A 14,404-nucleotide genomic window follows, 5' to 3' on the forward strand; every position below is an offset into this window, starting at 1 on the left:
CTCTTGACGCATCTCCGTCAAAGGCAGCCAAACGCGGAACACACTGCCGACATCGCAAACAGATTGAAAAGAAACAGTTCCCCCGTGCAATTCCGCCAAACGCTTAGTCAAAGCCAAACCCAAACCAGTGCCGTCGTGCCGCCTAGTCAGAGAAGAATCCACCTGTTGAAAAGGTCGAAATAGCAGGTGCCAGCGGTCTTGAGGAATGCCGATACCCGAGTCTTTCACCTCCAAACAAAAATAAGGAGTGCTGGCATTTACAGGAGAACAATCCGGTCGGTAATCGCCCTGCATTTCGCTACCGTAGGCCAAACGCCCGCTGAGTTTAACTTGTCCCTGTTCCGGCGTAAATTTGATGGCGTTGGAAAGTAAATTAATCACAATTTGTCGCACTCGCCGTTCGTCGAGACAAACTTTAGTAATGCGGTAGTCTAGTTCTAAAGACAAAGCAATCCGCTTTTTTTCGGCCCGCGGTTGAGTCATTTTCAGACAGTCTGTGGCGAGTTCGTGAACCCTCACAGGCTGTAAATCTAGTTCTACTTTCCCCGCTTCAATTTTAGAAAGATCGAGAATATCGTTGATTAGCTGCAACAAGTGCTGCCCGCTTTTTTCGATTAGTTCTACATAGTTGATTTGTCGGTCGCTCAACTGTCCGGCTGTTTGCCGCAGCAGCAAGTCAGAAAAGCCGAGAATGCTGTTGAGAGGTGTCCGCAATTCGTGGGACATCGAGGCTAAAAACTCAGATTTCAACTGAGAAGAATACTCTAATTGTTCGTTAGCTTGGCGGAGGTTTTCTTGTGTCTGAGCCCGCTCGATCGCCGCCCCCAGAGTCCGACAAGCAGCCGAGAGCACTTCTTGGTGGAGGGAGGCTTGCAGTTTTTTGACGTTGCGCGACTCCAGCGTCAGCACTCCGATAATCGTGCCGTCGGTAGCTGCGATCGGAAAAATGCCCAATTGTCCGATTCCCGGATGCCGAAATTCCGGCACGGCATCGGGATGTCGGGCATAATCTTCGACAAACAAAGGCTGACCGGTTTCCACCACTTTCCACAGCAAACCGGTGCCGAAAGGAATGCCTTTGTCGAGCAATTCTTGCATTCCGGCGGCGACAGGTTCCCCGTAACTAGCCAGAAATTGAGTAGAAACTTGATTGGAAATCGCCGTCGCTTGCCGGTCGTTTCCCTTGCCGCTAATCACTTTCACGTCTCCGAAAGCAGCATTCGCCGCCTCTACCAGATAGCTGAGGGCAAACTGACCTATTTCTTGCAAACTGTGAGAGTTTTGCAGGCGTTCGGTTAAACCTAACAGAAATGTCAGCCGCCTGACTTCTGCGTTCAAGCTAGCTTGGGATTTTCGGTATACCGTCACATCTCGAAAGGTAAACAGCCGCCCGCCGCTGTTGGTAGTTGTGGCGAAAACTTCCAAACAAACGGCATTGGATTGCTCGAAATAAAACGATAAACTTTCATCCTCAGATGTTTGCAGTGCTTGCTGAAACTGTTCCCACTGCTGAACGGACAAGTAACCCCGATCGACAATTTCCGCAAACAGCAACTCGCACTTGGGTTTTGTGGTCAGCCATTCTGGGCACAGTCCCCAAGTGTCGGCCAATTTTTTATTAAATAAAACTAAGCAGTCAGACGAGTCGAACATAGCTATCGCATTGTCTACTTGGTTGAGAATCAGTTCTTGGTCTGCGCTCAACTGCTGCGAGTCTATCTCCATTTTTTTGGTGTCTGTCGCTCTTAGTTTTGTTTTCATAACTGTCTGCGGATCTGCCAATAGTTATTTTCTAAATCTTTACTTAATTTGACATAACTTTACGTTTTTTTGCAGTGAGGGCGATCGACCGCCTTTGTGATCTGAGGCACTTGCTGCTTGCTTCCGGGCGATCGCAGGGGCTTTTCGACTGCATCGGCTGCACAGATCGATCGTCACGCAATCACCACCGAAAGCATCATCACCGAAAAAATATTTTTTAATTAATAAGTAAGAATTATGTCGAAGTTAATCCCATCTTATTTGAAATAATTATACCACAAATAATGTTCGTTCTGCCCGTACCAAAAGCTCAACCAAGTTAGGCAGCATATTCCCGGTGTGTCGAGTACAGCCGCAACTTGTCAACCTGTTTTAGAAGTGCTTGGGATTGACAAAACAAGGGTGCAGTAGCAATTATCACATCAATCATCTTGGTAGTATTCGATCGACCCGGTTTCTTAGCCTAAAATTAAGGATTACCTGTAGTTACGTCCAAATACTCTTGATTGTCAAGATAAGTTTTAATATTCTCCAGTATTTGACGTAGGTATTCTATGACTTCATCCTTAATCTTTAAAAGATCCTCAATAGTCTTACCTTGCCCCACTTCCTTAAAAGACTTAACTCCGTGGGCTAAGTCATTCCTGTTGCGTTTAATAACTACAAGGTTTTGCCCGTTCTTTGTCTGAGTAGGTTCTGTTTGACAGGAAAAACCGTATTTTTGGGCTATTTCTTTAATCAACTTAGCATCCACATTCCCTGAAAATAATTTTTTGCTGTCAAATGTAGCTATAATGATGTCTGTAGATATTTGATTGATTTGTAAATGAATTTCCTCAAGAGAACGCTTTTTAAGATTTTGAAGAACAATCATTTTGATTTCTGGTTTGAGTTGATCGAAGGAGATTGCTTGATTTTTAAATTCATCAAATATGGCTTCAATGGCATTTCGCATAGTGGATTCAACTAAGTTATACAATAACAAAAAACCATTAGCTTTAAGAGTTTTTGCTAACTCAGGATTAAGACTTTGTATTTTGTCGTTGCCAGCACTATCGGTTACCGCTAATTTAGTAGTTTGTTCGATCAAACCCTCTAGAAAAATGAAGTAATCATTCACCTCATTGGCGCGTGTATTGAAATCTAAGAGTACAGTGTTCATCTTTTGCCTAGCAGTCTGTCGCGGACATATTCAATGCGTAAAACTACTTTATTATTAGAACTGCTGGCATCAGATTTCGTGCAATTCTTAAACTCTTTTGAAGTGAGCCATTCTGTTGACTTTAGTTCAAGATTACTTTTTTCTCTCAAAGCAAGAGCAACACCTACAGCCAGAGACTCGAATTTAATCCGAGTTGTGGTTCTCGCGTCATTTTTACCTTGGCGAAATCCTTGAGGAAAATATTTTTCTACAAAGTTTAGCATTGACTCGAATTCGGCCCGCATTTTTTCGCGATCGAATTTCGGATCTGCCTTTTTCGCCTCGGTATTTACTTGCTTCAAATAGTCATCAAGGAATTTGTTTATCTTGCTATTAAATTTCTGATAGTTGTTTAAAAATGCAAAAAAACGCAACACAAATTCTTGCGGTTCGCGGCTGCGAATAGCAGACTCAGAAAAAGCGCATAATTTGCGGAACTTATCATGTTTAGATAGTTCCTCAATCAGTTCGAGAAACGGGCCTGGCAGTATGCCTCTGCGCTTTTCCATCTCGTTTAGATCGACGCTACCTGTGTTAATGCGTTCAAATAAATCTCTTCGCGTTTCTTCATTTGCACTTTCAGTTAGTTGAATCATCCGAAGTGTAGTGCGGTTGAAGCGCCTCTGACGGGCAAGGGGCAAATCAGCAAACTTAAATCCATTTAAACTCTGTATTTTATTTAAGCCTGTCAAGGTTAATTCGTTGTTGATAAATCTAGTTAGAGTCCGAATGCGTTGTGTACCATCTATTATTTCTAAACGGGCTTCATCGTTTTCGTCCTCATGGATGTCAGCAACAAAAATATAAGGTATTGGCAGCCCCAAAATTATAGACTCAATAAACTTTGACTGCCTTGCTTCATCCCAAGCCATTTCTCGTTGGTAGTCGGGGATGAACAACTCATTGGTATCATCATCCTTTCCTTCCATATATTTTTGAACGAGTATTTCGACTGGATACTCTTTGGTATCGTAATTAACTAGCTGCTGCTTGTCGCGGATTTCTGCTTCAGCAGCATCAACCTTTTTGTGTTGCTCGGTAATTTCTAGTTTCGATCGCATATTGTTAAAGAATAATCGGATATTGTCGAGTGAATAGACTTATCGCTACTATGATTTTACCATAAAAGTTTGGGACTTACTTGGTAAAAGCGATCGCACTTATCAAAAAAAGTGCGATCGTCAATTTATGACAACGGGGAATTTGTGGAGAGATTTGGTTTTTGGAGTACCTACCGCGATTTAGAGAAAAAAAGTGCGCCAAAAAAAAGGTGCGCCGCAGCGCACCCTAAAACTAAGATTATCCGAGAAACTCGGTTTTTGACGCAAAGCGCAACTCCAATTATTTCGCAGTCACCAACTGTGCCGGCAGCCGCTTAAACGCCAACCTTTCATTCTCGATATCCACAAAAATCGTATCGCTATCAGCAAAATCTCCCCGCAAAATACCCTTCGCCATTTGCGTTTCCAACTCCCGCTGAATTCCCCGCTTCAAAGGCCGCGCACCGTAAACCGGATCGTAACCAATTTCGGCTAAAAAGTCGATCGCAGATTCCGACAGCTTCAGAGACATCTTACGTTCAGCCAACCGTTTTTCCAAGCGCTTGACTTGCAACTGCACGATTTGCCGCAGTTCCGTCTTACTCAAACTGTGGAAAATAATCATCTCATCGATCCGGTTCAAGAATTCCGGGCGGAAAGTACCCCGCATCGCCTCCATCACCCGACTCCGCATTTGTTCCTCATCTCCCGCCACATCTAAGATGTATTGAGAGCCGACATTCGATGTCATAATAATCACAGAATTCTTAAAGTCTACCGTGTGACCTTGAGCATCGGTAACGCGGCCGTCATCCAGAATTTGCAGCATGATATTGAAAACATCCGGGTGCGCTTTCTCGATTTCATCAAATAGAATCACGGAGTAAGGACGGCGGCGCACAGCCTCAGTTAATTGTCCGCCTTCATCGTAGCCGACGTATCCCGGAGGCGCACCGATTAACCGCGAAACCGCGTGTTTCTCCATGTATTCCGACATATCAATGCGGACGATCGCCTCTTCGGTGTCGAACAGATAAGATGCTAATGCTTTCGCCAACTCGGTTTTACCTACACCCGTGGGGCCGAGGAATATAAAACTAGCAACCGGACGGTTCGGATCTGCTAAACCCGCGCGCGATCGTTGAATTGCATCTGCAACCGCCGTCACCGCTTCATCCTGTCCGATTACCCGTTTGTGCAGTTCATCTTCCAAGTACAAAAGTTTCTGCATTTCCGATTCAACTAACTTGCTAATCGGGATTCCCGTCCACTTAGAAATAATCTCAGCAATGTCAGATTCGGTGACTTCTTCCCTGAGTAAAGTTTTACCAGTGGTTTGAGTTGCTGTTAGTTGAGCTTCGGCTTCTTGCAGTTGTTTTTGCAGCTCGGTCAACTTGCTATATTTCAACTCAGCAGCGCGGTTCAGGTCATATTTTAATTCAGCTTGTTGAATTTCAATATTTACCTTGTCCATCTGTTCTTTGATTGTTTGAATGCTACCGATGACACCTTTTTCTGATTGCCATTGGGCGTTCAAACCGCTTTGCTGTTCCTTGAGATTGGCTAAGTCTTTTTCCAGTCTTTCCAAGCGTTCGATCGAAGCTGCGTTGCTTTCTTTTTGCAGCGACAGTTTTTCCATTTCTAGCTGCAAAATCCGGCGATCGATTTCGTCTAATTCTTCGGGCTTGGAAGTAATCTCCATTTTAAGTTTAGCGGCTGCTTCGTCCACTAAGTCAATGGCTTTGTCTGGAAGGAAGCGATCGCTAATATATCGAGTAGACAAAGTAGCCGCAGCAACTAGCGCGCTGTCAGAAATTTTTACACCGTGGTGTACTTCGTACCGTTCCTTCAAACCCCGCAGGATAGAGACAGTATCTTCTACTGTCGGTTGGTCAACATAAACTTGTTGAAAACGCCGCTCTAAAGCTGCATCTTTTTCGAGATATTTGCGGTATTCGTCGAGAGTTGTAGCGCCGATACAGCGCAATTCTCCCCTCGCCAACATGGGTTTGAGCAAGTTGCCGGCATCCATCGAGCCTTGTGTCGCGCCGGCCCCGACAACGGTGTGAATTTCATCGATAAATAGGATGACTTTACCGTTGCTGTCCATCACTTCTTTGAGCACGGCTTTCAAGCGTTCTTCAAATTCTCCTCGGAATTTGGCACCGGCAATTAACGCGCCCATATCTAAGCTAATTAATTGTCTGTCTTTGAGAGATTGCGGCACATCTCCGGTGATAATTCGCTGGGCGAGTCCTTCGGCGATCGCAGTTTTGCCAACTCCCGGTTCCCCAATCAGTACGGGGTTATTTTTGGTGCGGCGGCTCAATATTTGAATGGTGCGGCGAATCTCGTCATCTCTTCCGATGACTGGATCGAGTTTGCCTTGACGCGCGGCTTCTGTCAAGTCTCGGCCGTATTTTTCCAGCGCTTCATATTTGCCTTCTGGATTTTGGTCTGTCACTTTGTTGTTCCCCCGGACTTGGGTAATAATATTTTTGAGCTTGGCTTCATCTAGTTTAAATTCTTGCAGGAGATTTTTGCCGAAGCGATCGTCCTTGACGTATCCTAGGATCAGGTGTTCGATCGAGATAAATTCATCGCCGTACTCTTTGCGGTAAGCTTCAGCGCGGTCTAGCAGGGTGTCGAGAGAACGACCGAGATAGACGTTGCCACCAGTTCCCGATATTTTGGGCCCGCGGCTGATAGACTCATCAGTGCGATCGCGCAATTTGGCGACAGAAACTCCCGCTTTGTTAAATAAGCTGCTAGCAAGTCCCGATTCTTGTTCCAGCAAAGCTTTCATCAAATGTTCGCTTTCTAGCTGCTGCTGCTGAGCTGCTTTGACGATTTCTGGAGTGCGCGCCAGGGCTTCCCAGGCTTTTTCGGTAAATTGGTTTGGATTATTCGGTTGCATAAATTTTAATTCCCTGCATTAAAAAAAGAGCGATACTGTAGAGGCAATTACTCGATCGCCCGTACAATTATCATTGTAGGGAGTTGCGGAGGGCGATCGGATCGGTGTTCCCCTATATGTAGATAGGTATTTCCGCCCTGTGTTTCAGCTTCCAGTTAAATTATCGGAAATATGCAATCAAGTCGAGCAATGATTAATTAATCAGAATAGAAATAATATCAGGTTTAAGAAATTAACCACAATATTTGTAAAATATCGCTTCACCAACAATCTTTCAATTTCACCGACAATCTACATAAACCCGCCCTGACTTAGCGACTAATTGCATCGACCTTCAGAAAATTGAATTTATCGGTCGAAGTGTTCGGCAAAAATGTCTGTTTTCTGCACCTTCTTCTTCAGTCAAATCAGCTCTAAAAACGATGTACTTGCCCATTTTTTCAGTGTATAACAACTAATGACTGCTGATTAATTTTGCACCGGTGCGTCGCTCCGAGATTGTTGATTTTTTTAGAGATTGTCGATCGCGACGCACCCTACGGCTAATGACTAATGACTAATGACGGCAGAGGGCGGGCACTCTTGGCACCGCCCCTACTGACTAATGACTAATGACTAATGACTAATGACTAATGACTAATGACTAATGACTGTTTTCAAGCCTGCATCACCACCCGTTCCGGGAGACTGACAATAAAAGTTGAACCTTTACCGTTTTCGCTTTCAACGCTAATTTCGCCGCCCAGAATTTGACACAAACGCTGGCTAATTGTCAATCCCAAACCCGTGCCTCCATACTTCTTGGTAGTCGAAGCATCGGCTTGGGTAAAAGGTTTGAATATCTGCTCTAATTGCTCGTCCGTCATGCCAATACCAGTATCGGTGACTCGAAAAATCAAAATTTGAGAACTGTAGTTTGAAGCCGAGTTAGAATCCTTATTTTTATGTTTTTTCGGCTGTTTTGTTTTTTCAGTTTTAATTCTTTCGACGCCAATAGTAATCACGCCTTTTTCAGTAAATTTGGCAGCGTTGCTGAGCAAGTTTAGGAGAATTTGCCGGACTTTCGGTTGGTCGGCGTACATTGTGCCGAGTTCGCCTTTGGTTTTCAGCGCTAAAGCATTACCTTTTTTTTCTACTAGCGGTTGAGCCGTAGTCATCACTTCTTCAATCATTGTCGCTACGTCGAAGTTTTCCAAATAAAGCGTGACGTGGCCGGCTTCTATTTTGGAAATGTCGAGGATGTCGCTGATCATGTCGAGCAAATGTTTGCCTGCGGTTTGAATTTTTTCTAAGTCTGGGAGAAAGTCTTCGGAACCGGAATCTTGAGCATCTTCTTGCAGCATTTCGCTGTAGTTAATGATGGCGTTGAGGGGGGTGCGGAGTTCGTGGCTCATGTTGGCGAGAAATGCACTTTTCGAGCGGTTGGCAGCTTCGGCTGCTACTTTTGCTTCGTGCAAGTCTTCTGTATATTCTGCTACCCGCTGAATCAGTTCGTTGAGGGAAACTGCTAGCATTCCTACTTCGTCGGAAGTAGTGACGGGTACTTGCAAATCGAAGTTGGATTCTTCTGTGACTCGCTGAGCGATCAGGGTAGTGGCTTCTAAGGGGCGGGCGATCGCCCTGCTGGTGTATGCTGCAAGTATGGCTGCGATCGCGGCCGATATCAGGAGAGAGCCAGCGATAATCAGAGTTCCGAGTTTTTGTGCTTTCTCGTAGGTTCTAAATTCCTCGTCGGCTCGATCGCGAAACTTGTCCGCGAGTTTGGCTGAATCCTCCGAAAACTGTTGGAGTTTCAAAGCGGTTTCGCCTGTGACAAAATTGTTCAAGTTGCGCCCGAAAGCCTGCCGCTGCTGCGGATTCAAAGCTGATAATTTCACAGTCGCCAACAATTTTTGTACTTGTTGAAAGTATGATTCTACCGTCTGGCCGTTGACTTGACCGAACTTTTCAAGCATTTGGTAGTCTTTGGCAATTTCGGGATTTTTTGTCGGCGGCATGGTTTGCAGTTGTTCCAGGATGCCGCTCATCTGAGCAACACGTGTGAGGAATTCCGAGCGCTGGCGATCGAAAATTTCCGGTTTTGTCAAGCTTGCCACCAGCTCTTGCTGGTGAATTCTGACTTCCTGCACTGTATTATTGAGATTAGTCAGGATTTCGGCTTTATCTCGGTCGATCGCCAGTTTTTCTCTAACTTGCTGCTTGTGATAGGATTCCACTCCCCGTCCCGCCACAGCACCCAAAATCGCAATACCAATGACCAAGGCGTATCCGCAGCCGATTTTCTGCCTGATACCCAAGCGGCCAAACAGATTTTTCAACCCTATTTGAGGAGCGTTCTGCAGTTGATTTTTCAAGGCTAAGGTTAAAGACATGGGGAATTTACTCGTCACCCTTGGAGGCACCACCTACATTCTAATTGATGGCTGCGTGAGGGTAAATAAAGTTCTTGCTTCGGCCCGGATTTCGGCAGTTATCGGGTCTTTGCAGGGTTCCACAGCTCGATCGGCTTGACAGTTGGCAGCAGTTACGATCGACCGACTATAGCGGTTCTCAAGTGACTGAGGAATTGATCGATTAATCTAAAATTCCTCAATTCCCCAATTTTTCAATCTCAAATCTGTACCAGTACCCGATCGATCCGATACTGGGCCATACAAAAAGCGAGTTATAAGTTGCAAGTTAGCAGTTAAATTCGCGATCGAACAGTCCGCTCTACTCGCAACCCACAATTTATCGCTGTTCCTCTACTGGCAAAGTTTAAATTGTGCTATTTGAGCAGGAATTCTTGAAGCATTAGGTACGCTCGCAGAAGCGGGAACGAAGATTCCCATGCCGAAACTGCAACCCTCTGCCGTCGTGCATTCCCCAGGCTTAGCAGTGATTTGATATTCGCCTTGGGACGGCGGAGTAAAAGAGATTGAAGACAGTTCGCCTGTCTTTTGACTCGTACCGATTTCTTGACCGCTGGCATCCTTGAGAGTTAAGTTTAAATCCTGGCAATTTCCGTCGCAAGTCGCAACAAAAGTATACTCAGTATCGGGATGCAGCGTGGCTCTAAACGGAGACGAAACTTGCTTGCGAACTTGCCCCAGCAATGGCACAAATACTAATTTTTGACCGTTGCTAGAACGCTGCTCAACTTCAGTTTTCAAGCGACAAACAACCGTTTTTTCGCTGTCTGTCAGTTCTTGAGCGATCGCACTGCCTACAATTGCAGTACCGAGAAGCAAGGAAATGCCGGAAATAACCAGATTTTTGATCTTCATTGATGTCCCCTAAAGTGAATTTTTGGGTGATTGCAATAGACCCCATTTGGCGGCTGTCTATTGAGTTATCTGGAGCCTATCACATATATTGGGAATTGGGAATTGGGAATTGGGCATTGGGAATTGGGCATTGGGAATTGGGAATTGGGAATTGGGAATTGGGAATTGGGAATTGGGCATTGGGCATTGTTGGCTGTTGACTGTTGACTGTTGACTGTTGACTGTTAACTGTTGACTGTTAACTGTTGACTAATAACAAATAACAACTAACAACTAACAAATAACAAATAACAAATAACAAATAACAAATAACAAATAACAAATAACAACTAACAACTAACAACCAACAACTAACAACTAACAACTAACAACTAACAACTAAGAGGGCGGGCACTCTTGGCACCGCCCCTACCAACTAACAACTAACAACTAAGAGGGCGGGCACTCTTGGCACCGCCCCTACCAACTAACAACTAACAACTAACAACTGCCAACTGCCAACTGCCAACTGCCAACTGCCAACTGCCAACTAACAACTGCCAACTGCCTAAATCATTTCTTCCGAAAATTCCAAGCGGGAACAAACTTAGAATCTCCCCAAACGCCGCGCCGATTTTTCTTAGCTTCGGCTTCCGCTTGTTCCACAATACTTGCACTCGGACAGTTTTTTAAGTAAGGACGGTAAACCATTGCTAATCCTTCGCGCAGCAAAACTTCTTGGGCAAATTTACCGTTTGGCAAGCGAACTTCGCTCACTTGGCGGCCGTAGCGATCGGTATCGGTGACGGTCAAAACAACGCGCCCGCCTCCTTCTTTGACTAGCTGCTGCATTCTTTGCTCGGCTAGATTTCCCCACTTAAACTGATTCTTATCTGCTGCTTTTTTGCTGTTTTTTTCAGCGTTGGTGTGGGCAATTTCCGGTGCATCTATGCAGGCAAAACGCACTTTGATATCCTTCCCGGCGCTATCGCTGGCGACAAGGGTGTCGCCGTCGCTGACTCGTTTCACAGCATAATTGTTGGGCGGTAGCTTTTGCGGACAACCGGAGAGTAAAAACAGCAGAACAACTGCACTAAAGCGGGTAATTGTAGGGGAAAGGGCAATTTTATTTGGGTTCATCATTTTCTCTGTTTATTTAGTTTCCATCCAATTTTGTCCCGCGTGGATGTCAACTATCAGCGGTACGCTAAGCGGCAGAGCATTTTCCATCGCCGTTCTAATTTTTGGCTGCAATTCTTCCCATTCATCGGGAGGTACTTCAAAGATTAATTCGTCGTGAACTTGCAATAACAGCCGCGCCTGATAGTTTTGCAAAATTTTGTCTACCTCAATCATGGCAAGTTTAATGATATCAGCACTGGAGCCTTGAATCGGTGCGTTGGCTGCAGCCCGCAAAGATTGGGCGTCATCTCTGCTGAGAGATTTAAGTCTATCGGAGTGAATGTCTTGGGGATTGCGGCCTTTTAAGTCGAGGAGGCTTTCGCTCTTGAAGTTTAGGTAGCGGCGGCGGCCTAGTATAGTGGAAACGTAGCCTAGGGCGATCGCCTCTTTTTTTACGTGCTCCAAATATTCAAAAACCTTACTGTAACGCTCGTTAAATCGTTCAATAAACTTTTTCCCGTCTGCGGAAGTTTTGCCCATCGATCGCCCAAACTTAATCGCCCCCATACCATAGATTACCCCAAAATTAATCGTTTTCCCAAACCGTCTTTCATCCGGCGTTACTTCCTCTTTTTCAAACAACAGTTGAGCCGTTACGGTATGCACATCTCGGTTATTTTGGTAAGCTTCTATTAACACAGGTTCTTGACTCAAATGAGCCAAAATTCGCAGTTCAATTTGAGAATAGTCAGCCGACACCATCAGCCAACCTGCTTCCGGTAAAAAAGCCTTGCGAATTTGCCGCGAAAACTCGGTGCGGATGGGAATATTTTGTAAATTGGGATTGGAAGAAGAAAGCCGACCCGTACCCGTTGCAGCTTGGTTAAAATCTGTATGTACTCGCCCGGTATCCCCACGCACTAACTGCGGCAAAGCATCGACATAGGTTGATTTTAATTTGGATAATGTTCGGTACTCTAATAAATCGTCTACAATCGGGTGGTCTCCTTGCAATTTATCCAAAACAGCCGCGTCTGTAGAGTATCCAGTCTTGGTTTTGCGAGACTTTTTCTGAAACTGTTCGGGGATTTTTTCTAACAAGATTTCGCTTAGTTGTTTGGGCGAACCTAAATTAAACTTTCTCCCCGCTGCTTCATAGGTATTTTCTTCAAGTTTGGCTAATTTTATTTCTAGCTCTTGCGAGAGGGTATTGAGATAAGCTGAATTAATGCGAATTCCGCAGTATTCCATTTCAGCTAAAACTGGCTCTAAAGGCTGTTCTACTTTCAGCAGTAAATCCTGCAATGATTTTCCGGGAAAGCTACCTTCATCAGCTTTATCCAATTCTGCTCTAAGTTTACTTACTAACCCAAATGTGGTGTGAACATCCATACCGCAGTAGTCAGCTACTTTGGGAATGCTGATGTCAGCAATTGTTTTGTTTTTGGGTACTAATTCCTTGTAGCTTTCTGCGACAATACCTAAGTATTTCCTTGACAATTCGCTGAGACTGTGGCTATTTTCGGGGTTGAGTACGTAACTGGCTAGCATGGTGTCAAATACGACTCCGGCGAGTTTGATTCCTTGACAACGCAGGATCGATCGATCGAATTTAGCATTTTGCAGCGCCTTGGGATAATTCTCGCTTGACAAAATCGGACGCAAAGCATTTAAAACTGTAGCTTTGTCCAAGTTTTTGCCCGTTTTGTGTCCCGTGGGAATGTAAGCGACATCTTCTTCACCGGTTCCCCAACAGCAGCCAATTCCGACTAATTCGGCATCTCGCGGTTCGAGGGCGGTGGTTTCGGTATCCCACGCCACGGGCGAGGTTTTGTCGGTGAAAGTTTCCAGCAGTTGAACTAATTCGTTTAACTGTTCGGTTGTTTGAATTATTCGTGGTTTAATGGGTAATTTGTTTGCTTGCTGGGCGGCTTTAGTGTCATCATGAGTCCAAAACCACAATTCATCTGCTTCTGAACTTTCACCAGTTTGAGGTGACTTATCTATTGTGGGGTGGGCATCTTGCCCGGCCAAAGCAACAGGCAAGATGCCTGTTCCACTCTCCAGTGAATTGATTGTGGGGTGGGCATCTTGCCCGCCCTTTTCTAATGGTTCTTCAACACCGCCAAACCGTTTTTGAATTTGTTTAACTTTGGTTAAAAATGTTTTGAATTCCAACTTTTCCAGCATGGGAATCAAGGCTGTTTCGTCAAAACCTATAAGCTGGCAATCTTCTAAGTTGATTTCTAAGGGAACGTCTTGGACAATTGTCGCCATGCGTTGAGAATGATAAGCAGCTTCTTTGCCTTCTTCGAGCTTTTTCTTGGTTGCGCCTTTTAGATCGTCAATCGCTGCATAAATTCCGTCGAGGGTGTTGTAAGCTTCTAGCAGTTGCAGGGCGGTTTTGTCGCCGATGCCTCTGACTCCGGGAATGTTGTCGGATTTGTCGCCGCACAAAGCTTTGTAATCTATTACTTGTTCGGGCAAAATACCGAGTTTTTCTTTAACTTGTTCGGGGCCGTATTCTTGAGATTTGCCTTTTCCCGATCGCCTGAGCTCGTCGGTACTCAAATACAAGACGCTGATATTTTTGTCGGTTTCTACTAATTGAAACAAATCTCGATCGCCCGTGAGGATTTTAACCGCATAACCGGCGGCGCTGGCTTTGTTGGCTAAAGTTCCCAAAACATCGTCCGCTTCGTAGCCCTCAGCGGTGACTGCTGGCAAATTGAGATAGGTGAGGAGTTCTTGCAGGTTTTTGAGATCGGGAATAAAATCTTCGGGGGTTTCGGGACGACCTGCTTTGTAAGTTTCGTCTGCTTCGTGGCGAAAAGTGGGCGCGGCGAGGTCAAAGGCGATCGCCATGTACTGGGGATCGTGGGCGGCCATAACTTCCAGCAGCGACTTGAGAAAGCCAAAACAGACGCTGGTGGGAATGCCTGTAGTAGTTCGCAAGCCTCCGTCTCGACTTTTGGCGAAGGCGAAGTAGGAACGAAAGGCCAGGGAGTGGCCGTCAACTAAGATGAAGGTGGGAGCTTGATTTGCCGACACTGACACAGATTGCGATCGCACGAAAGTATTTTCTCATTGTAGCCAGTTGTGATGCCTGTTTCAAAAC

Annotated in this window: 10 protein-coding genes; 2 read left to right on the plus strand and 8 right to left on the minus strand. The window is 45.2% G+C overall.

The window, feature by feature from the left end:
• From WBA89_RS25690 to WBA89_RS25710, 5 genes are all read right to left on the minus strand, one after another.
• A partial coding sequence (locus tag WBA89_RS25690) for an ATP-binding protein (RefSeq protein ID WP_424410420.1) occupies positions 1-1,761 on the minus strand: 1,761 nt, incomplete at its 3' end.
• Between the two features lie 469 nt (positions 1,762-2,230).
• On the minus strand, positions 2,231-2,923 hold the full coding sequence (locus WBA89_RS25695; protein WP_333115517.1) for an MAE_28990/MAE_18760 family HEPN-like nuclease: 693 nt from the start codon (positions 2,921-2,923) through the stop codon (positions 2,231-2,233).
• Positions 2,920-4,023, minus strand: coding sequence for a DUF262 domain-containing protein (locus tag WBA89_RS25700; RefSeq protein WP_424410423.1), 1,104 nt, complete (start codon positions 4,021-4,023; stop codon positions 2,920-2,922). The genes WBA89_RS25695 and WBA89_RS25700 overlap by 4 nt, the downstream gene beginning before the upstream one ends.
• Before the next feature lie 280 nt (positions 4,024-4,303).
• Positions 4,304-6,919 carry an ATP-dependent chaperone ClpB gene (clpB, locus tag WBA89_RS25705; RefSeq protein ID WP_424410425.1) on the minus strand — a complete coding sequence of 872 codons (2,616 nt, stop codon included), beginning with the start codon at positions 6,917-6,919 and terminating at the stop codon, positions 4,304-4,306.
• A 656-nt stretch (positions 6,920-7,575) separates the two neighbouring features.
• A complete protein-coding gene (locus WBA89_RS25710) occupies positions 7,576-9,291 on the minus strand; it encodes an ATP-binding protein (protein ID WP_424410427.1) in 1,716 nt (571 codons plus the stop codon).
• Between WBA89_RS25710 and WBA89_RS25715 the strand changes: the two genes are divergently transcribed.
• A complete protein-coding gene (locus WBA89_RS25715) occupies positions 9,290-9,430 on the plus strand; it encodes a hypothetical protein (protein WP_424410429.1) in 141 nt (46 codons plus the stop codon). The two genes, WBA89_RS25710 and WBA89_RS25715, sit on opposite strands and share 2 nt — an antisense overlap.
• A 233-nt stretch (positions 9,431-9,663) precedes the next feature.
• Here WBA89_RS25715 and WBA89_RS25720 read toward each other — a convergent pair whose 3' ends face one another.
• The gene (locus tag WBA89_RS25720) at positions 9,664-10,185 is read right to left on the minus strand and encodes a hypothetical protein (protein WP_424410430.1); all 522 of its coding nucleotides are present in this window, start codon (positions 10,183-10,185) and stop codon (positions 9,664-9,666) included.
• Positions 10,186-10,211: 26 nt separating this feature from the next.
• On the opposite strand from WBA89_RS25720, the gene WBA89_RS25725 reads away from it, so the two are divergent.
• Positions 10,212-10,385, plus strand: a complete 174-nt coding sequence (locus tag WBA89_RS25725; protein WP_424410432.1) for a hypothetical protein — start codon at positions 10,212-10,214, stop codon at positions 10,383-10,385.
• Positions 10,386-10,737: 352 nt separating this feature from the next.
• Here the strand turns inward: WBA89_RS25725 and WBA89_RS25730 are convergent, their stop codons facing one another.
• Both WBA89_RS25730 and polA read right to left on the minus strand, forming a co-directional pair.
• Positions 10,738-11,307, minus strand: coding sequence for a thermonuclease family protein (locus WBA89_RS25730; RefSeq protein WP_424410433.1), 570 nt, complete (start codon positions 11,305-11,307; stop codon positions 10,738-10,740).
• 9 nt (positions 11,308-11,316) lie between these two features.
• Positions 11,317-14,358 carry a DNA polymerase I gene (gene polA, locus WBA89_RS25735; RefSeq protein ID WP_424410434.1) on the minus strand — a complete coding sequence of 1,014 codons (3,042 nt, stop codon included), beginning with the start codon at positions 14,356-14,358 and terminating at the stop codon, positions 11,317-11,319.
• Between the last annotated feature and the right edge of the window lie 46 nt (positions 14,359-14,404).

The organism is Microcoleus sp. (assembly GCF_049646505.1).
Taxonomy (GTDB): Bacteria; Cyanobacteriota; Cyanobacteriia; order Cyanobacteriales; family Microcoleaceae; genus Microcoleus.